The 21956-nt window shown below is 38.8% G+C and carries 14 protein-coding genes; 12 read left to right on the plus strand and 2 right to left on the minus strand.

The features are described 5' to 3' along the window. Positions 1–65: 65 nt before the first annotated feature. Positions 66–2072: an NAD-dependent DNA ligase LigA gene (ligA, locus tag ABJ974_RS11935; RefSeq protein ID WP_419868470.1), complete on the plus strand. Its 2007-nt coding sequence runs from the start codon at positions 66–68 to the stop codon at positions 2070–2072. Positions 2073–2151: 79 nt separating this feature from the next. After that, a complete protein-coding gene (locus tag ABJ974_RS11940) occupies positions 2152–2799 on the plus strand; it encodes an MgtC/SapB family protein (RefSeq protein ID WP_419868471.1) in 648 nt (215 codons plus the stop codon). Between the two features lie 24 nt (positions 2800–2823). Here the strand turns inward: ABJ974_RS11940 and ABJ974_RS11945 are convergent, their stop codons facing one another. Then, positions 2824–3312 (minus strand): copper resistance protein NlpE, encoded by a 489-nt coding sequence (locus tag ABJ974_RS11945; protein ID WP_419868472.1) that lies wholly within the window; start codon positions 3310–3312, stop codon positions 2824–2826. Positions 3313–3485: 173 nt separating this feature from the next. Between ABJ974_RS11945 and ABJ974_RS11950 the strand changes: the two genes are divergently transcribed. The 3 genes from ABJ974_RS11950 to ABJ974_RS11960 all read left to right on the plus strand — a co-directional run bounded on the left by ABJ974_RS11950 (position 3486) and on the right by ABJ974_RS11960 (position 7817). After that, complete coding sequence (locus ABJ974_RS11950) at positions 3486–5624, plus strand: S46 family peptidase (RefSeq protein WP_419868473.1); 2139 nt, start codon at positions 3486–3488, stop codon at positions 5622–5624. Between the two features lie 118 nt (positions 5625–5742). Further along, positions 5743–6744 (plus strand): polysaccharide deacetylase family protein, encoded by a 1002-nt coding sequence (locus ABJ974_RS11955; RefSeq protein WP_419868474.1) that lies wholly within the window; start codon positions 5743–5745, stop codon positions 6742–6744. Next, positions 6741–7817, plus strand: coding sequence for a GNAT family N-acetyltransferase (locus ABJ974_RS11960; protein ID WP_419868475.1), 1077 nt, complete (start codon positions 6741–6743; stop codon positions 7815–7817). The genes ABJ974_RS11955 and ABJ974_RS11960 overlap by 4 nt, the downstream gene beginning before the upstream one ends. A gap of 531 nt (positions 7818–8348) precedes the next feature. On the opposite strand, the gene ABJ974_RS11965 is transcribed toward ABJ974_RS11960, so the two are convergent. Beyond that, positions 8349–11216: a M16 family metallopeptidase gene (locus ABJ974_RS11965; RefSeq protein WP_419868476.1), complete on the minus strand. Its 2868-nt coding sequence runs from the start codon at positions 11214–11216 to the stop codon at positions 8349–8351. A 458-nt stretch (positions 11217–11674) separates the two neighbouring features. Here ABJ974_RS11965 and ABJ974_RS11970 point away from each other — a divergent pair, with 458 nt between their 5' ends. The 7 genes from ABJ974_RS11970 (at position 11675) to ABJ974_RS12000 (ending at position 21698) form a co-directional block, all read left to right on the plus strand. Beyond that, the gene (locus ABJ974_RS11970) at positions 11675–13000 is read left to right on the plus strand and encodes a sigma-54-dependent transcriptional regulator (RefSeq protein ID WP_419868477.1); all 1326 of its coding nucleotides are present in this window, start codon (positions 11675–11677) and stop codon (positions 12998–13000) included. A 438-nt stretch (positions 13001–13438) separates the two neighbouring features. After that, positions 13439–15133, plus strand: coding sequence for a potassium-transporting ATPase subunit KdpA (gene kdpA, locus ABJ974_RS11975; RefSeq protein WP_419870971.1), 1695 nt, complete (start codon positions 13439–13441; stop codon positions 15131–15133). A gap of 19 nt (positions 15134–15152) precedes the next feature. Next, positions 15153–17192: a potassium-transporting ATPase subunit KdpB gene (kdpB, locus tag ABJ974_RS11980; RefSeq protein ID WP_419868478.1), complete on the plus strand. Its 2040-nt coding sequence runs from the start codon at positions 15153–15155 to the stop codon at positions 17190–17192. A gap of 10 nt (positions 17193–17202) precedes the next feature. Further along, positions 17203–17763: a potassium-transporting ATPase subunit C gene (locus ABJ974_RS11985; RefSeq protein ID WP_419868479.1), complete on the plus strand. Its 561-nt coding sequence runs from the start codon at positions 17203–17205 to the stop codon at positions 17761–17763. A 9-nt stretch (positions 17764–17772) separates the two neighbouring features. Beyond that, on the plus strand, positions 17773–18852 hold the full coding sequence (locus ABJ974_RS11990) for a porin (RefSeq protein WP_419868480.1): 1080 nt from the start codon (positions 17773–17775) through the stop codon (positions 18850–18852). A gap of 16 nt (positions 18853–18868) precedes the next feature. Then, positions 18869–19978 (plus strand): sensor protein KdpD, encoded by a 1110-nt coding sequence (locus tag ABJ974_RS11995; RefSeq protein WP_419868481.1) that lies wholly within the window; start codon positions 18869–18871, stop codon positions 19976–19978. 4 nt (positions 19979–19982) lie between these two features. Next, the gene (locus ABJ974_RS12000) at positions 19983–21698 is read left to right on the plus strand and encodes an ATP-binding protein (protein ID WP_419868482.1); all 1716 of its coding nucleotides are present in this window, start codon (positions 19983–19985) and stop codon (positions 21696–21698) included. Positions 21699–21956 lie beyond the last annotated feature (258 nt).

Consider the following 21956-nt stretch of genomic DNA (forward strand, 5'->3'; position numbering starts at 1 on the left):
TTAGTAAGCTTATTTCTTTTTAAATCTTAATACTTTAATTATTTTTGTCAAAATAAAGAATATCAATGCCAGATAATATTCAACAGAAGATAGAAAAACTAAGAGAGGAACTGCATCAGCATAATTATAATTATTATCAGCTTGATGAGCCTACTATTTCCGACCTGGAGTTTGATTTTAAATTAAAGGAACTTCAGGAACTGGAAGCACAGTACCCCGAGTTTTACGACGAAAATTCACCCACTGTACGGGTAGGAGGCGGAATTACTAAAAATTTCCCTACCATTCAGCATAAGTTCAGAATGTACTCCCTGGATAATTCCTATGACTTTGATGATCTGGAAGACTGGGAGAAAAGAATTATCAAAACTATTGATGAACCTGTGGAATTTGTTGCGGAGCTGAAATATGACGGAGCCTCCATTTCCATTCTGTATGAAAACGGCAAATTAACCCAGGCAGTTACCCGTGGAGACGGATTCCAGGGGGATGAAATCACTTCAAATGTCCGCACAATTTCAGATATTCCTTTAACCTTAAAAGGCGATTATCCTCCTCATTTTTTCATGCGCGGTGAGATTTACCTGACCCGCAAAAATTTTGACAAGATCAATAAGCTGAGGGAAGAAGAAGGCTTAGACCCTTTTATGAACCCGAGGAATACTGCAAGCGGAAGTTTAAAAATGCAGGACAGCGGCGAAGTAAGAAAAAGAGGATTATCTTCCGTTTTATATCAATATGTTTCTGAAGAAACTCCGGCGGAAACGCATTGGGAACTGCTTGAAAAAGCAAAAATCTGGGGCTTCAAAACCTCTCAGCAGGCCAAGCTGTGCAAAACACTTGCAGAAGTAAAAGAATTTATCAGCTTCTGGGATGAAGAAAGACACCAGCTTCCATTTGAAATCGATGGTATTGTTTTAAAGGTTAATTCCTTAAAACAGCAAAGACAGCTGGGCTATACAGCCAAATCTCCACGTTGGGCGATGGCTTACAAATTTAAAGCGGAAAAAGTAGAAACCGAATTACTGAGCGTTTCTTATCAGGTAGGGAGAACTGGTGCCATTACGCCGGTAGCTAATCTTAAACCCGTACTTCTTGCCGGAACCATCGTTAAGCGTGCTTCCCTGCATAATGAAGATATTATTAAGAAATTAGGACTCCATGAGCATGACTTTGTCTATGTGGAAAAAGGAGGTGAAATTATTCCTAAAATAGTAGGGGTCAATACCGATAAAAGAGCTCTTGAAAACCCTGAAATACAATACATCAAACACTGTCCGGAATGTGGAACCGAACTCATCAAAGTAGAAGACCAGGCTATCCACTTCTGTCCCAACGAGCTTCACTGCCCTCCACAGGTGGTAGGCCGGATGATTCATTATGTTTCGCGAAAAGCTTTGAATATAGAAAACCTCGGAAGTGAGACTATTGAACAGCTTTACCGGGAAAGACTGATTGAAAATGCTGCCGATTTTTATGTATTGACAAAGGAACAGCTTCTACCATTAGAAAGGATGGCAGAAAAATCAGCCCAGAATATCCTCGACGGAATTGAAAAATCTAAAAATATTCCTTTTGAAAAAGTTTTATACGGGATCGGGATCAAGCATGTGGGTGAGACGGTTGCCAAAAAACTGGTGAAAAACTTTCCTACTATTGAAGAGCTGAAAGCCGCTACTGTGGAAGAGCTTTGCCAGGTAGAAGATATCGGAACCAAGATCGCGTACAGTATTGTGGATTTTTTCAATAATTCAGAAAATATCCTGATGCTCGAACGTCTGAAGTCCTATGGCGTGCAGCTGGAAAAAGGGGAAAGCACCAATGAAGTACTTTCGAATGTATTGGATGGAAAAACTTTTCTTTTCACCGGAAAGCTCTCCCTTTTCACCCGTGAGCAGGCTGAAGAAATGGTAGAAAAACATGGCGGAAAGAATATCTCGGCAGTTTCTAAAAATCTTAATTTCCTGGTTGTGGGGGAAAAAGCAGGAAGTAAACTGAAAAAAGCCCAGGATATCGGAACCATTGAAATACTTGATGAGCAGCAGTTTTTAGACCTTATAGAAAAACAATAAATATTCATTGTTTATCATATATTATTTGTGATCCTGTAAAAATTTTATTGTAATTTTATTTTTAATTAAAATTATGTAGATGGAATTTTTACAGGATCATTCCTTTATTCAGAATGAATTGCTGCTGATATTTATTTCCGTTCTTCTCGGCCTTTTAATTGGGGCCGAAAGGGAATACAGAAACAAATCGGCGGGCTTACGTACCTTTATCCTGGTATGTTTCGGCTCATGCCTGTTTACCATCTTATCCATTAAAATAGGGGTTGGAAGTCAGGACCGTATAGCAGCCAATATCATTACAGGAATAGGCTTTCTGGGTGCAGGGGTAATATTTAAAGGCGATAATAAAATTGATGGAATCACTACGGCTACTACGATCTGGGCAACTGCTTCTATCGGGATGGCCATAGGCTCAGGGTATGTTTTTTTATCTCTTTTGGGAACTGTTTTAGTATTGCTTGTACTAAGCTCCCTTACTTATTTTGAAAAATTCATTGACAGAAGGCATAAAATCCGGGAATATAAAATCGGAGTTGCCCAGCAGGAAGATCTCCAGCACTGTGAAGAGATTTTCAGAAAAAACAATTTGAAATTTCTTCTTTCAAAACAGCAATATGCGACAGGAAATATTGCAACAACCTGGATATTAACGGGAAAAAGTCAGAATCATGAGAATTTACTCAGACAGCTGAGAAATGATGATAAAATTATAGCTTATCAATTTTAGGCAAAAAAATAAAGGCCTGGGCCTTTATTTTTTCTTGAAAACATACAGATCCTTGTTCGGTCCGTCTATTTCTTTTCCTTCAAGATCCAATTGAGTAAGCTTATTCTCTCCTACTTTATATTTATATCTGGAAGTTTTGCCATTCAGAGTGATCATATTACCGGTTGAGTCCCATTCAAAAGTTCCGCTATCACTGCTCTTCATTTTCTTATCCATATACTCTTCCGTAATGGTGAAGGTATTGTCTTTGTTTAGAGTAAGAGAAGTTTTAATTCCAGGGCAGTCAGCACAAGGAACAGTAGCTTCATAAGTTCCGTTCCAATCTAATGAGTTTTGGGAAGTATGTGCTGCATCGGATGCAGGTGCGGCAGTAGTTGCCGAATCAACAGGTGCCTGAATTGCCGTAGAGTCTACTAAAGGTCCTGCTACAGGTTCTGAGGGAGTTTCCTTTTTAGAGCATGATGCTAAAAAAATAACAGCCACAGCTCCCAGTAATAATGTCTTGTTTTTCATAAATATGATTTTTAAGTTGAATAGATTAATTACAATGTCTAAAATACAAAATATTACAATATCTCCAACAGCTTACACTAAGTTTATAACCATAACCATATAATTGAATTTTCCCTTAATTATCGTAACTCTTAATCCTATTTTTCTTTGTAACTTGGGGCAAAATTTTGATCATGACGAAAAAGATACTTTTATCTGTATTTCTTTTGCCAGCAGCCATGGCTTTTGCACAGCAATATGGAGGAATGTGGATTCCAACAGAACTGAATGAAAAGGAAATGAAGGATTTGGGAATGAAAATCTCTGCCAAAGATATTTTTAACCCACAAAAACCAAGTATTAAAGATGCTGTAGTACAATTCAACGGAGGATGCACCGCCGAAATCATCTCGCCTAAAGGGCTGTTATTAACCAACCACCACTGCGGATACGGTAATATACAGGCTCATTCTACAGTGGAAAATGACCTTTTATCGAATGGATTCTGGGCAAAAAATATGGGACAGGAACTTCCTAATCCCGGCGTAACGGTAGATTTTATTGTAGATATAAAAGAAGTTACCCAACAAATTTTAGAAGGTACGGACAATCTTGAAGAGCCGGCTCTTTCCAAAAAAATAGATAATAATATCGAAGTTTACAAAAACTCGCAGAAAACCGAATCTTACCAGACCATTTCCGTAAAGCCTATGTATTATGGAAATAAATATTATGCTTTTACCATTGAAACTTATAAAGACATCCGTCTGGTAGGAGCTCCGCCTCAAAGCATCGGGAAATTCGGAAGTGATACGGACAACTGGGTTTGGCCTAGACATACCGGAGATTTTTCCATGTTCAGGATATATGCCGATAAAAACAACAAACCTGCGGAATACTCCAAAGATAATGTACCTTACGTTCCTAAACATTATCTGCCGGTATCCATTAAGGATAAAAATGAAAATGATTTCACTTTTGTCTTCGGGTTTCCGGGAAGAACCACAGAATACCTTCCTGCGATTGCCGTGGAAAAAATCATGAAAGAGATTGATCCCGCCAGGATTTCAGTACGTGAGGTAGCATTAAAAACATTGGATGAGAAAATGCGCGCTGATGATGCCACTCGTATTAAATATGCTTCCAAATATGCTTCCGTAGCCAACTACTGGAAAAAATGGATCGGCGAAGTGGAAGGGTTAAAAAAATCCAACGCTGTTGAGAAAAAAGTAATGTACGAAGGCTCTTTGGTTTCCAAAAATCATGAGATCAAATCGTCCATCGACCAGCTCAATAAGCTCTACAATGACCAGGCTCCCTATGCTTTAAATAATGCCTATTATTCCGAAGTGATCAGAAATGCCGAGACATTAACACTGGCCAATCTTTATTTCAACTATATCTCTGCTGTGGAAGCCGGGAGAATGGATGAAAAAAACCTGACCAGCTTTAAAAACAGATTATCTTCTTTCTATAAAAATTACAGCCCGGAACTGGATGCACAGGTAACTGCTAAATTACTGGCACTTTACGCTAATAAAACCGCTCCTCAGTTTTTACCTTCAGGATTTGACAAATATAAAAATGAAGCTCAAAATATGAGCTCCATTGAAGACATGTCTAAAAATTCGGTCATTACCGGCAGATCATCTGTAAATGGAGCTTCTTTAAGTTCGGATATCGACAAAGCATTCTCCAACCAGGACAAACTTATTAAAACACTGAAAAAAGATCCTGTTTATCAGTTATTTGTATCTATGAGAGACACGTATATGAAAACGGCAGATCCTCAGTTCACTTCTTTACAGCAAAAAATTGATGCTTTACAGAAGAAATATATGGCCCAGCAGATGGCTACGGATAAAGGGCGTAAATTCTTCCCGGATGCCAATTCCACTCTTCGTGTAACCTATGGTAAAGTAAAAGGTTCCAGTCCGAGAGATGCCGTTTCTTACAGCTATCAGACTCACCTAGCCGGTGTCATCGAAAAATACATTCCCGGAGATTATGAATTTGATGTTCCTAAAAAGCTGATCGATTTATACAACAAAAAAGACTACGGTATTTATAAAGATAAAACAGGAGATGTTCCCGTAGGTTTCACGGCAACCAACCATACTACAGGAGGAAATTCCGGAAGTCCAGCTCTGGATGCTTACGGAAACCTGGTAGGCCTTAATTTCGACAGACAGTGGGAAGGAACCATGAGTGATATTAATTACGACCCACGTTTCAGCCGGAATATTATGGTGGATACCAAATACATTCTTTTCATCATTGATAAATTCGCCGACTCCAAATGGCTTATTGATGAAATGAAGGTGATAAAGTAACTTTCTTTATTGATATATTGAGAATCTATTTAAATTTGTTATTCAATTTAAATAGATTCTTTTTTTAATACCAATCCATAAACCATCGTTTCAAGGAATGGGAATTTTCAATAAATAAATGATCAGAAATACGCTTTTAAATATACTGGCCGGTTTTGAGAAAGATGATGTCGGAAAATCTTTTCCCCTGGATTATTGCCTTCCGGTATATCATTGTGTTTCCGGTGATCAGCTGCATCATCTCAATAAGATCATTCACTATAAAAGTCCCGGGCAGTTCGAAAAGGACCTGGATTATATAGCCCGGCATTTTCAGTTCGTGGACTGGGATGGGTTTAAAGCATATACGGCAGGAAGCATACGGCCAAAGAAAAAGATAGCCTTATTAACCTTTGATGACGGATTGAGGGAATTTTATGACATTGCAGCTCCTATACTGGAAAGAAAAGGTATTTATGCGATTAATTTTATCAATCCTGCTTTTGTTGATAACCGGGAATTGATGTTCCGATGCAAAGCCAGCCTGATAGCCAATCAGGAAAAACAGCTTCAAAATAACCAGCGTGATATAGAAGCTGCACTGGGTATAAGTAATTCGTCCACTGAAATTATTCAGCAGAGAATTTTGCAGATTAATTATACTCAAAAGGAGATTTTAGACCGTATTGCCGATATTATTAATCTAAACTTCACAACCTATCTGTCTGAACAAAAGCCTTATATGACATTCACACAGCTTAATAAGTTAAAGGATAAAGGATTCGGGATCTCCTCTCACAGCTGGGATCATCCGTTGTACCATGAGCTTTCATTGAAGGAACAGCTGGAAACCACTTTTAAAAGCTATGAATATTTAAAAAAACATGACTTTTTATCAGAAGCCTTTGCATTTCCTTTCACTGATTTTGGAGTCTCTAAAACATTTTTTGACGAACTGTTCACTCATCCCGATATCCTCTACAGCTTCGGCAGTGCCGGAATAAAACTGGACAGTGTAAAAAACAACTTTCAGAGAATTACCATGGAAACAGGAGAAAATGCTGAAAAGATCATTAAAAGAGAGCTTATCTACTTCCGGCTAAAAAAAACGGTTCATAAAAACATGATAATCAGAAAATGATTCATTTAAAAACATATAACAAAAGAGAACTCCGGGAACTGGTATCGTCCGGTGATTTTCGCAAACATGATTTTCTACCTGTTACTGAACACAGGGCCCTATCCCACATTCAAAATCCTAAAGCTGACGAAGATCAGATATTACTAATTCTTGCTTTTGATGATGATGAGCTAGCCGGATACATCGGATGTCTGCCGGATTATTTCAAAAGCAGTAGTCAAATTTTCAGGTATGCATGGCTAAGTACATTATACATCAGTAATAAGTTCCGCGGCAAAAGAATAGCCCAGACTTTATTAAATAAAGTATTTGAAGTCTACAACGGGAATATTGCCGTTACAGAATTTACTCCTGAAGCAGAAGGACTTTACAAAAAAACGGGAGTCTTCCGTTATCTGGAGCCAAAAAGAGGGAAAAGATATTATTTCAGGACAGATTTAGCTCATATTCTTCCTCTCAAAAAACCGAATACAAAAACATTAAGACCAGCCTTAGAGATTACCGACAGTATTCTGAATACAGCCATTGAGGTCAAAAACTGCTTTATTTCTAAACCTAAATTTAAATTTGAAGTCCTCAATAAAATTGATTCGGGAAGTCTTGAATTCCTTACCCAATTTCACAGCTACCGTAACAAAAATGAAATCAACTGGGGTATAGAAAATCCTTGGGTATTGGAAGGTAAAAAAGATGAAGATTACTTATTTTCAAGCTTTTCTGATAAGTTTAAATATTTCTGGGTAAAAATATATGATAAAAAAAACAGCCTGAGCATCTGCTCTCTTTTGCTTGTACGAGACGGGCACCTTAAAATTCCTTATCTTTTCAGTCATTCCGATCTTGAGCCGTTTGTTGATTTTTTAAGCTATTTTATTGTCAGCCACAAAATAATTACGCTCACTAGCTACCAAGCTCGGCTTAATGAAAAAATTGCTGACTCAGGGAAATTCCCAAAAATACATGAACGCCCTCTGGAAAGAAGATATATTTTTCATCATCAGCTTCTTGCAAATCTTCCGGAAAACTTTACTCCTGATTTCCAGGATGGAGATGGGGATTGTATGATGACGTAAAATGGGATTTCAACTGACAGTCAACAGCATGTCATTCCGAAGTATTGAGGAATCTCATATCCAATTGTTCTAGAAGAGATACGGAAGCCTAACTACAAAAGATTTCTCCCTTCGCTCGAAATGACAAAACACTCATCAACTGATAATTAACAGTATGTCATTCCGAAGTATTGAGGAATCTCATATCCAATTGTTCTAGAAGAGATACGGAAGCCTAACTACAAAAGATTTCTCGCTGCGCTCGAAATGACAGACATTCATCAACCGAAAGTCAACAGCATGTCATTCCGAAGTATTGAGGAATCTCTTATCCAATTGTTCTAGAAAAGATAATGAAAGCCACACAGCAAAAGATTTCTCCCTTCGCTCGAAATGACAGAACACTTAACAACCGGCAGCCAATACCATGTCATTCCGAAGTATTAAGGAATCTCCCCTATTCTATAAAATCCGATATGATTACTCCTTTAGTTTAGATCAAAAAAATAAGCACCTTCCGATGCTTATTCAATTTATATAAAATTAAATTTCCTAAAACCCAAAGATTTCCTCCAGAGTCACCTCTTTAAAAGTTCCCATCTTCCCTATCGCTTCCCTGTTAAGATTCTCTTTTTTCCCAATAATAGCCGTATTAAAATGCAATGGCTTTATTGCTGTCTGATAAAAGTTCTTTAATTCAGTGAAATCCAGATCCTGAATCTGCTGGTAAATATCCTTTCTAAAATCGTAGGAAATTCCCAACTTTTTAAGTTTTAGGGTATTGAAGAATATATTGGTCCGGGTAATTCTTGTCGAAGCAATCTGTTTCAAGGCTGCATTCTTAGCATTTTCAAACTGGATAGGCACTTCCGGTAATTCATTCATAAGATCATCCAATGTATCTACCGCGATCTGAAGCTTATCCGGCTGAGTTCCGATATAGGTAGTCACATAATCAGGGTGTCCCAATTCACCATTTGCCGCATAGGAAACATACGCAGAATAAGCCAAACTCTTACTTTCACGGATTTCCTGGAATACAATAGAGGAAAGTCCCCGACCAAAATACTCGTTAAAAACATTGATCTTTCCAAAATCACTGATATTTACAGCGTGTCCTTTTCCTATTTTACTCATTTCCATCTGTACCATATCATAACTGGAAAAATATACATTTCCGCCTGTTTCCGGTTCCAGATATTGTTTCGGTTCCGGAATGGATTCACTGCTTTCCTCTATATATTTTCCGATGTATTCTTTGAAATGACCGAAGTCTTTACCGTAAAAAAAGACCTGATAAGGAAATTTAAACAGGTTTTTCATTCTGTCCGTAAAAACCTCTACATTACTGTTTTCAAGCTGCTGCCGGGAGATCACATCCGTAAACCGGGAATAATTTCCGAATTTAGTATAATTGGACAGAGCCGTCATGATACGGTTTTTATCCTTCTTCACTGCATCTCTGTTTTCCAGTACTGTTCCTACAAACTGCTGATAAATCCCCTGGTCCGGCTTCACATCGTGCATCCAGTGCTGCAGAAGTTCAATTCCTTTTTCTATATTTTCTTGCAACCCGCTCAATGAGATTAACAACTGATCAGAAGCAGTTTTAAAATCATTGCTTATCCCTATCTTGAAGAATTCTTTTTTAAGATCTTCCGGAGAATAGCGATCGGTTCCCAGATACTGGAGAATTTGAGTGGAAATTCCCAATTCACGGTCATGATCACTTCCCATGGGGAAAATAAAATGAACCTGGGCAATATCGTTATATTTATTCTTTACGAAATTCAGTTTCTTGTCTTTTATCGTATCTTTTATGATCTCCTTGTCATAATCTATAAATTCCGGTTGGATATCTTCTGTTTTATCGGCAAGGATTTCTTTTAGAAATTCAGATTGGGCTTCCCGGTTGATCTTCACCGGCGTGATCCCCGGATTTTCTACTCTCAGCAGCTTATCATTGATTCCTTTCTCTTTATAAATAACTACATAATTATCTTTAAAAAACTCTTTTGCGAAATCTACTACATCCTGTTTTGTAAATCCTTCATAAACATCCATTTCATTGAGTTCTTCCTCCCAAGTCCTTCCCTTGATATAGGTATCATAAAGATTCGTAGCCAGACCTTCTGCGGTTTCCAGCCCTTTCATCCGCTGCAGCTTAAAATCATTGATAATAGCAGGCAGCATCCAATCCGGAAACGCTCCTTTTTTCACCAATTCCAGTTGCTCCAATACCATCTGTTTTCCTTCGTCGAGGGATTGGGTTTCTTTTGGAACTGCTACAATAGAGAAGTATCCATATTGCTTTAAACCTAAAGAATAGGCTTGTGCCCAAAGCATTTTCTGGGTCTGATTAATATTTAAATCCAACAGCCCGGCCTCATTTCTGTTACTCAGAATATTCGCAACAATATCTGCCAGCATTGCTTCTCTGGTTCCATAGCTTTCCGTTCTCCATGCTATCTGAACTCTGGGTACCGTCGGGCTTTTTACCGTTCTTTCTATAATTTCAGTTGCCGGTTTTTCAATCACCGGTGTTTTCTCCGGTAATTCCCTGTAAGGAATAGTACCGAAATACTGATCTATAAGCTGAATAGTTTTCTCAAAATCCAGATCTCCTACCAGGACCATTGCATAATTATTAGGAACATAATATTCATCAAAATATTTATGAATAGCCTCCATGGAAGGATTTTTAAGATGCTCTGCCTTTCCAAGTGTAGTCTGCTGCCCATTAGGATGGGTAGGAAAAAGGGCATCCATCAACTCATAATTCACCAACCTTGAGTCATTATCCTGTGCACGGTTGAATTCTTCATAGACCGACTCCAGCTCCGTATGAAAAAGGCGCAAAACAATTTCCGAAAACCTTTCTTTTTCTATTTTCAGCCATTTTTCCAGCTCATTATTCGGGATGTTATTTTTATAGACGGTTTCATCAAACCATGTATGAGCATTGGTTCCGCTAGCTCCTAAAGAAGATATGGCTTTATCATATTCATTGGCTATGGCATATTGACTTGCTTCCTGGGACACCACATCTATTTTTTTATAGATCTCTTTCTTCTTTTCAGGATCCTGTTCTGCTTTATGCTGTTCATAAAGTTCTGAAATCTGATCCAGCAAAGCCTTTTCTTTTTCCCAGTCTTGAGTTCCTATTTTAGAAGTTCCCTTAAACATCATATGTTCCAGATAATGGGCCAATCCCGTATTATCAGAAGGATCATTGTTACTTCCGGTTCTCACGGGAATGAACGTCTGTATTCGGGGTGCATCGAAATTCTGGGCAAGAAAAACCTTTAATCCGTTTTTCAGAGTATAGATTCTTACGTTATTTTCGTCGTTGGTTACAGTAATATATTCGTAATTGTTTTTATCAGTATGAATTACTTCCTTATATCTTTTATCAATCATATTTCGTTCGTTTCATCCTGCGTATTTCAGAATGACATACAAAAATAAGCAATACTAAAAAAACACTGCTCTATTTCAATAATATTAAGTCTATCACAACATTTGAAAAGGTAAATAACAAAACAAATCTTCCACCCCGACTCCATTCATCTTCTCACCTACTTTAAAGCACCCTTCACTGCTATTAATCGCCAATATATTAATCTCACCCACCCATTTAAAAAAATATCCATACACAAAAATCTGCGTCATCTGCCAAAATCTGCGAGAGCAAAAACTACAGTCCATTTATCAACGGGCAGCCAAGAAAATGTCATTCCGAAGAATTGAGGAATCTCACCTATTCTACCAAATCCGGCAGGACCACTTCCACCCCCGTGTCGGGGAATCAAATAAAAAATTCATTTTTATCTATAAGTTTACTTAAGTTTGTACTCTGTTTTCTTAAAACCTATACCATGTCCGGGAATATTCTAATCATTGATGATGAAATTAAACTTTTAAAGCTCTTGGGAATGATTCTTTCACAGGAAAATTTCAATGTCAGAGAAGCTTCCACCGCACGATCCGCCATGACTATGCTGGAACAATATGATTTCGATGTGGTATTGAGCGACGTCCGTTTACCCGATGCCTTCGGCGTGGAGCTCGTCAAGTCTATCAAAGCTAAATATCCCCACCTGGAAATCATCCTGATGACAGCATTCGGAAATATTACGGATGCAGTACAGGCCATGAAAAATGGAGCGTACGATTATCTGGTAAAGGGTGACGACAATGAAAAAATTATTCCTCTTGTATATAAAGCATTGGAAAAAGCTCAGGATAACAAAAGCAGGACCACTCAAAAAACTGGAGTCCAGAAGGGTTTCAAGCAGATCATAGGACATTCGGAAGTGATCCTGCAAGCAAAGAAACTCGCTGAAAGAGTTGCTCTTACTGATGCCACTGTATTATTAACCGGGGAAACAGGTACAGGAAAAGAAGTTTTTGCCCATGCCATTCATGAAGGAAGTGAACGCAGCAAAAATAATTTTGTAGCAATTAACTGCTCTGCTTTCAGTAAAGAAATATTAGAGAGTGAGCTTTTCGGCCATAAGCAAGGTTCTTTTACAGGGGCTATAAAGGACAAAAAGGGGCTCGTAGAAGAAGCCAACGGAGGAACCCTATTTTTGGATGAAATAGGAGAAATGCCATTGGAATTACAAGCTAAGCTGCTTCGTGTTCTGGAAACAAAAGAGTTCATCAAAATGGGAGAAACCAAAACTTCCAAATCCGATTTCAGGCTTATAGCGGCTACCAATCGAGACCTCGAGGAAGAAATCAAGCAGGGACATTTCAGAGAAGACCTCTATTTCAGGCTCAATGTTTTTGAAATCACCCTGCCTCCTTTACGGGAAAGAAAAGAAGACCTTAAACTGCTGGCTAAAAATTTCATCGACAGCTTCTCACAGAAATTACATCTTTCTTCTATTCAGATCTCTCCCGAATATTATAAAACTCTGGAAAAAAATGACTGGAAAGGAAATATAAGAGAATTAAGAAATACCATAGAAAGAAGCTTGATTTTAATGAATAATGACACACTGGATGCAGAAAGCTTACCCTATTATTCTGCAAAAAACAGTTCTGAAAACGATTCTTTCAGTATGAAGTCGTTGGAGAAAGAACATATTCAGAAGGTTTTACATTATACCAAAGGAAATAAAGCCGAGGCCGCAAGGTTACTGGAAATAGGAATAGCTACTCTTTACAGGAAGCTGGAAGAGTATGGATTACGATAATCATTATTATCATTTTGAGGAAGTGCCTATCATTTTGATAGGCTTTTTTATTTTCATCCCCCTACCTATAAAACCCATAACACATTCATATAAAATCACTTATACAAAAACATCCTTCAATGGACCTTCTTTTGGCATATATCCATCAAATAAATATTGCTAAAATGACAACTTCCAAAAAAACTGTAAAAAAACGAGATCACTCCAAATTCAGTAATCTGATAGTAGCCTATGTGCTGTTGACTTTATTAATTCTAATCATCACCTTATGATAGTCTTTTGCTTAATCATCCTCAGTATGGTGATGTTCTGGCTTTTATACCGGTCCGTTGAACTTTTTGATAAAATATAAGAATATGTGGAGTTTATTTTTTCTTTCCATTCTCGCCTTTGTGTACATCTGCTATGTTTTAGTAAAACCTGAAAAATTTTAAGATGATGAATACAGAAACTTCAGGCATTATCGCCATGTTTATAATTACCCTGCTCATCGGGATTATGCTAGGCAAATACATTGCGAATATTTATGGCTGTAAAAAAACATTTTTAGATCCTGTTTTTCAGCCTTTTGAACAATTCATTTATAAAATCTCAGGAATCAATCCCCATCAACAAATGACATGGAAACAAAATATGTATGCCATGCTTACCATCAATCTGATTTGGTTTGTGATAGGATTTTTTATTGTGCTCAACCAATCCTGGCTTCCTCTTAATCCAGACGGAAATCCCGATATGAGTCCCGATCTGGCTTTTAACACGATTATTTCTTTTCTGGTGAACTGTAATTTACAGCATTATTCAGGAGAGACCGGGGTAAGCTATCTTACACAGCTCTACCTCATGTTTTTACAATTTGTGACAGCAGCCACAGGGATGGCTGCGATGGCAGTGCTTTTTAAAGCATTTAAAGAGAAAACCACTACTCAGCTGGGAAATTTCTATGATTATTTCACCAAGTCCATTACCCGGATCCTTATTCCCATCAGTATTATAGTAGCTTTTATCCTTTCTGCCAATGGGGTTCCTATGACCTTTGAAGGAAAAGATCATATAACTACCCTGGAAGGTCAGGGAGTAGACGTCTCACGAGGCCCTGCAGCTGCTTTTGTAGCTATCAAACATTTAGGGACCAACGGAGGAGGTTTTTTTGGAGCCAATTCAGCGCACCCCTTGGAAAACCCCAACTATCTTACCAATATGACTGAAATGGTCACCCAAATGATCATCCCGTTTGCATTGGTATTTGCGCTTGGATTCTATCTGAACAAACGAAAGCTTTCATGGATAATATTTTCTGTGATGACTGTAGGATTCATAGCACTTACCGTGCCCACCATTATCAACGAAACTCAAGGCAATCCCCTGATCACCCAAATGGGCGCCGATAATCATTTGGGAGCCATGGAAGGCAAGGAAATCCGTTTCGGAAGTGCAGCGTCTGCTTATTGGAGTATTGCTACCACCGTGATCTCCACCGGATCCGTGAATGCCATGCATGACAGTACAATGCCTCTGTCAGGGATGAACCAGTTACTTGGCATGATGGTCAACTGTTTTTATGGAGGATGCGGAGTCGGGATCCTGAATTATTTTATCTTCATCATTCTTGCTGTATTTATAAGCGGACTGATGGTTGGAAGAACCCCTGAATTCATGGGTAAAAAAGTGGAGGCGAAGGAAATGAAAATCGCTATGATTGTTGCGCTATTCCATCCGTTCCTGATTTTGGTAGGGACTGCGCTTACAGCCTATTTTCCGGAATTTGGGGCAAAGACCTTAAATAATCCGGGATTTCACGGATTTAGTGAAATGCTTTATGAATTTACTTCTTCTGCTGCGAACAACGGCTCCGGCTTTGAGGGCTTGGGTGATAATACTCCGTGGTGGAATATCTCTACAGGCATCATCCTGTTGCTCTCAAGGTTTATTCCTATCATAGGACCGATTGCCATCGCCGGCCTGCTGGCACAGAAAAAATACATCCCTGAAAGCTCGGGAACATTGAAGACAGATACGGCTACTTTCGGGTTTATGACCCTTGCAGTGATTATTCTTATTGCAGCTTTATCGTTCTTCCCTGCTCTCACATTGGGGCCTATCGCCGAACAGCTTCATTATTTTTCAAAATAAAAATCAATCATTCAAAAAAATGAAAAATCAATCGCAGACATTATTCCAAAAAGATTTGGTGAACGAGGCTGTTAAGCAGTCTTTTATAAAACTGAATCCTAAGATCATGTTTAAAAATCCTGTGATGTTCCTGGTCGAAATCGGAACTATTGTGATGCTTTTTGTGAGTTTATTCAGTTTAACGGGAGATCATTCACAAGGCAGCTTTTCTTATAACTTCTTTGTTTTTATTATTCTGTTCCTCACGGTATTATTTGCCAATTTTGCCGAAGCTATTGCGGAAGCCAGAGGAAAAGCGCAGGCAGATACCTTACGGAAAACCCGGGAAGAAACTCCGGCTAAGCTTATCGTGGAAAATAAAGCGGGATTTCAGGTGGAAACCGTTCGGAAAATGTCCGCTGAAATGAAACTTGGAGATATTTTCCTGTGTGAAGCGGGAGACCAGATTCCTATGGACGGAGAAATCATTGAAGGACTGGCTACCATCGATGAATCCGCTATCACAGGAGAAAGTGCTCCGGTTATCCGGGAAGCGGGAGGTGATAAAAGCTCTGTAACAGGAGGAACAAAAGTTCTTTCCGACAGGATTAAGGTAAAGGTAACCACAAAACCCGGCGAATCATTCCTCGATAAAATGATCGCCCTTGTTGAAGGAGCATCAAGACAAAAAACCCCGAATGAAATTGCTCTTACCATACTTCTGGCAGGATTTACCCTTACATTTATTATTGTCACTGTGACTTTAAAGCCTTTTGCTGATTATGCACAGACTCCGATTACTATCGCGGCATTCATTTCCCTTTTCGTTTGTTTGATCCCCACCACCATCGGAGGGCTGCTTTCTGCAATCGGAATTGCGGGAATGGACCGTGCACTGAGAGCGAATGTGATCACTAAAAGTGGTAAAGCAGTGGAAACCGCGGGAGACATTGATGTCCTTCTGCTGGATAAAACAGGAACCATCACTATCGGAAACCGTAAAGCCACCCAGTTTCACCCTTCGGATGCTATTCAGATGAATGATTTTATCAAAGCTTCTGCCCTGAGTTCCGTGGCCGATGAAACTCCCGAAGGAAAATCCATCATAGAATTAAGCCAGCTGAAACCGGAAGACCTTTTAGTCCCCAATCCGGTTTACATTGACTTTACTGCAGAAACAAGAACTTCAGGAATCGATTTTGAGAATACCAGAATCCGAAAAGGAGCCTACGATACTATTAAAAAGTTAATCGAAAAAGCAGGAAATATCTTTCCCCGGGAAACTCAGGATGCCGTTACCAAGATATCGGAAAACGGAGGCACTCCCCTTGTAGTAGCCGTCAATGAAAAAGTATGGGGCGTTATCGAGCTGCAGGACATCATTAAAACAGGTATTCAGGAACGTTTTCAGCGTTTGAGAAAAATGGGTGTAAAAACCGTAATGGTAACAGGTGATAATCCCCTGACAGCAAAATTTATTGCTGAAAAAGCAGGTGTTGATGATTTTATTGCTGAGGCCAAGCCGGAAGATAAGATGAATTACATCAAAAAGGAACAGCAGGAAGGAAAACTGGTCGCTATGATGGGGGACGGGACCAATGATGCTCCAGCCCTGGCCCAGGCGGATGTAGGAGTTGCCATGAACAGCGGAACCCAAGCTGCCAAGGAAGCAGGAAATATGGTGGACCTGGATAATGACCCTACCAAACTTATTGAAATCGTGGAAATCGGAAAGCAGCTTCTGATGACCCGCGGAACTTTAACCACTTTCAGTATTGCGAATGACGTAGCCAAATATTTTGCTATTATTCCGGCATTGTTCATCACCTTTATTCCGGCTCTTCAAAAGCTGAATATCATGAACCTTCACAGCCCCGAATCAGCAATATTGTCGGCTATTATTTTCAATGCCGTTATCATTCCTATTCTTATTCCACTGGCTTTGAAAGGAGTCGCCTACAAACCCATCGGAGCCAGTGCTTTGTTAAGAAGAAACCTCCTTATCTATGGCTTAGGTGGTATTATTGTTCCTTTTATCGGAATAAAAATTGTCGATTTATTCATCAGTTTATTTTTTTAAGATGTTAAAAATGAAAAATTATATATCCTCAGCATTCAGATTAACCGTCATAATGCTGGTACTTGTCCTTCTTTATTTAGGTTTTGTATATGCGGGTTCTCAATTTCTTCCTACCAAGGGAAATACGGAGATTATCGAGTATAAGGATCAGAAGTTTTATGCCAATATCGGGCAAAAGTTTGCTTCTGCAAAATACTTCCAGGGGCGCCCTTCAGCAGTAGATTATAACGCTGCGGGAAGTGCCGGCAGCAATAAAGGAGCAAGTAATGAAGAGTATCTTCAAACCGTACAAAAAAGGATTGATACTTTAAAAATGAAAAACCCGGAAATGAGAAATATAAAAGTTCCGGTAGAACTGGTTACTGCCAGCGGAAGCGGTTTAGATCCTGATATTTCCGAAGAAGGAGCGCTTTATCAGGTGAAAAGAATTGCAAAAGAAAGAAATATCACCGAGAAGGAATTGACTGCTTTAGTCGGACAACAAACTGAAAAACCTCTTCTGGGACTTTTCGGACCTTCAAAAGTGAATGTACTGAAGCTGAATATCGCCCTGGACGAAATTAAAAAATAACTGACTTCCATGAAAAAACATCTCATCATAGGCTTACTTGCCTGGGCTTCTTTTTCTGAAGCACAATCCCTGGACTCTTTAAAAAGCCATGTAACATTTTCAGCGTATGCAGAATTATTTTATACGTATGATTTCAATGAACCCGCCAACCATTCCCGGCAGAGCTTTTTGTATTCCTATAACCGGCATAATGAGGTCAATCTCAATTTAGGACTGATAAAAGTTGCCTATCAGGATCATAGAATGCGGGCCAATCTTGCTTTGATGGCCGGAACCTATACGCAGGATAATATGAGTGCTGAGCAGGATGCCCTGAAATACATTAATGAAGCTAATATCGGAATTAAAATTGCCAAGGATAAAAATGTATGGATCGATGCCGGAATCATGCCTTCCCATATCGGATGGGAAAGCGCCATTGGAAAGGACAACACCAACCTTACCCGAAGTCTGGCAGCCGAAAATTCTCCTTATTTTGAAACGGGAGCAAAAATTTCCTACACGTCAGATAACGGAAGATGGATGTTAAGCGGATTGGTTCTGAACGGCTGGCAGCGCATTGCCAAAACAGAGGGAAATCAAAGTCTCTCTTTCGGACATCAGGTCATTTATAAACCTAATGACCGTATTACTTTGAACAGCAGCTCCTTCATTGGAAACGACCAGCCTAAGGATGATAAAAAAATGCGTTATTTTCATGACTTATATGGCAGCTTCCAGCTGACGGATGCCTTTTCAGCGATTATAGGATTTGATATAGGAGCTGAGCAGAAATCCAAGCACAGTAAACAATACAATCTCTGGTACACCCCGAATATTCTAATGAGATACCAGATAGACGATCAATGGGCCCTGGCGGGACGATTGGAATATTACAGTGATAAGAACGGTGTGATCATTAAAACACATACGCCGAATGGATTTCAGACGTATGGTTATTCTTTAAATCTGGATTATCTCATTTTTAAGAATGTGATACTCCGGACAGAAGCGCGAGGATTCACTTCTAAAGATGCTGTTTTTGTAAAGAACGAAGAGCATCAACAAGGCAACTTTTTCATAACTACCAGCCTTGCAGCCTGGTTTTAATCCAATTCATTAAGCTATGTCCTCAGCAGAGCATTTTTTAGAGTTAATTCAAAAATCCCGAAAAGGGAAATTTAAAATCTACATCGGTATGAGCGCAGGAGTGGGAAAAACATTCCGGATGCTTCAGGAAGCCCATGCCTTGCTGCGAAATGGCATTGATGTAAAAGTAGGTTATATAGAAACTCACGGAAGGGAAGAAACACTGACCCTTACGGAAGGGATCCCGGCAATCCCACGAAGATCCGTTTTTTATAAAGGGAAAAGCCTGGATGAAATGGATACGCAGTCTATTATCAATGAGCATCCGGAAGTTGTGCTGGTGGATGAGCTCGCACACTCCAATGTGGAAGGCTCTAAGAATAAAAAAAGATGGCAGGACGTCATGGAAATACTTGACAGCGGCATCAATGTGATCAGCGCCATGAATATCCAGCATATCGAGAGTCTTAATGAAGAGGTTAAAAAGATTACGGGCATTGAAGTGTCAGAAAGGGTTCCGGACAGGATTCTTGCGCTGGCCGATGAAGTGGTGAATATTGATTTAACTGCTGATGAACTTCTTACCAGACTTAAAGAAGGAAAGATTTATAAAAAAGAAAAAATCCAGACGGCGCTTAACCATTTTTTTCAAAGCGGCCATATCCTTCAGCTCCGGGAGCTCGCTCTTAAGGAGGTGGCTACCCATGTGGAAAGGAAGGTAGAGACTGAAATTAAAACCGAAAATTTCAAGCCTATCAGGTTCCTGGCCTGTATAAGCAGTAATGAAAAAATAGCGAAAAACATAATCCGGAAGACCGCCCGGCTGGCCAGTTATTACAACAGCCCATGGACTGTTTTATATATTCAGAAGCCTTCAGAAAATCCTGAAAAAATAGCTCTCGATAAACAACGATATTTGATTAATAATTTTAATTTAGCACAGGAATTGGGAGCCAAAGTGGTAAGAATCAGGGAAAGCAGTGTTCATAAAGGAATCCTGGAATATGTTATCCAGCATAATATGACCACGGTATGTATCGGAAAACCTCATCCCCGGCTCTGGCAAAGGATTTTCGGTTACAGCTGGATCTATACACTGATGAATAAACTGAACGAAAGGCAAATCGATATTATTATTTTATCTTGAAGTCATGAAACTTAAAACAAAACTCACACTTGGTGTAGGGCTCTTATTTTTACTGATCGTCTTACTGTCAGTCATAGGTTCTGTATATATCAATAAGCTTAAATCCGATACGGAAAAGATCCTTATCGCCAATTATAACAGCCTGGAGTTTTCCAAAAATATGCTTCTCGCCCTGGACAGGATAGATACGGACAGTGCTGTTGCCATAAAAGATTTCCAAAAGAATAATTCCCTGCAGGAAAAGAACCTCACGGAATTTGGAGAAAGGGAAGCCACTCAAAACTTGAATTTACATTTTAAAAGCTATCTCCGGCAGCCCGATATCGAAAAGGAAAAGCTGATCCGTGAAGATCTGGTGAAAATCATGTCACTGAATATGAAAAGTATTGAGCGTAAAAGTGATATTGCCATTATTACTGCAGAAAATGCCACATTCTGGATCGTAAGTCTCGGAACAATATGTTTTCTTATTGCTTTCGTACTGTTGTTCAATTTACCGCAAACCATTGCCGAGCCTATCAATCAGCTTACTTTCAGCATCAAGCAGATCGCGGATAAAAACTATAATGAAAGGGTTCATTTTAAAGGAAGCGAAGAGTTTAACGACCTGGCTGATTCCTTCAATGTAATGGCGGAAAAACTTCAGGAATATGAAAGCAGCAATCTCTCCAAACAGCTCATGGATAAAAAGAGAATTGAAACTCTTGTGAATAATATGCATGATGCGGTTATCGGGCTGGATGAAAATCACTTCATTTATATGATCAATGATGAGGCTTTGAAGATCACCAATCTCCGCAAGGAAGAAATCATCGGTAAAACTGCTCATGAAGTGGCTGTAAATAATGACCTGATGCGCGAGCTTCTTAAAAATATTGATCATCCTGTGGAAGAACCTCTTAAAATTGTCACCGATAATAAGGAGAATTATTTTGAACAGGATATCATCCCCATCAATATTGTAAAAACAGGGGAAAAAGATAAAAAGTACATCGGGAAAGTAATTCTGCTGAGAAATATCACCCCCTTTAAGGAACTCGATTTTGCTAAAACAAATTTTATTGCTACTATTTCCCATGAATTAAAAACTCCGATAGCCGCTATTAAAATGGGAGTTCAGTTATTGGGAAATCAGAAATTCGGGACTTTAAATGATCAGCAGCAGGAACTTCTTAAGAGCATCAATGAAGACGGACAGCGTTTGCTGGACATTACCGGAGAGCTGCTCAATCTGTCTCAGGTAGAAACCGGAAATATCCGCCTCACCATTGAAAGATGTTCTCCAAAAGAAATTATACAAATGGCCATTAAAAATGTAGAAAAGCTGGCCGAGCAGAAGAATATTTCTATTAAAACTCAATATACTGCGGACGAAAACGCCTTCATTACTGCCGATTTTGGCAAGACCATATGGGTAATGAATAACTTTCTGAGCAATGCCATCAAACATTCTTTTCAGGATGAAAGTATTGTGATCAAAGTTGAAAATGAAGGTTCTTTCATACGCTTCAGCATTACCGATACGGGAAGCGGAATTGATGAGAAGTACCACCGCCAAATTTTTGACCGCTATTTTCAGGTGCCGGGAGAGCATCAGAATGGAACCGGTCTGGGATTGGCCATCTCCAAAAACTTTATTGAAAAACAAAATGGTGAGATCGGCGTAGAAAGCGCTCCCAACCAGGGAAGTACTTTTTATTTCAAATTACCCTTAGCTTAATTCTTTTTGTGATCTTCTTCCTCTTTTTATTAATCCGATTAAAAAAAACTAAATTTATTTTAAAATAAATCAAAAATCGAAAATACACTAAAATAAAAAAGATTAGATTTTATTTTATAGAATTATTTTCTAATTATTTGATAAAAAACATATCATTCAACTCTCTCATTTAAAATTATTTATGTTAAATTAAATTCTTTTTTTCTACCTTTACCCTTAAAAATTAAACACAATACCATATCTCCAAATTGAAATTAT

The organism is Chryseobacterium sp. CT-SW4 (assembly GCF_048572715.1).
Lineage (GTDB): Bacteria > Bacteroidota > Bacteroidia > Flavobacteriales > Weeksellaceae > Chryseobacterium.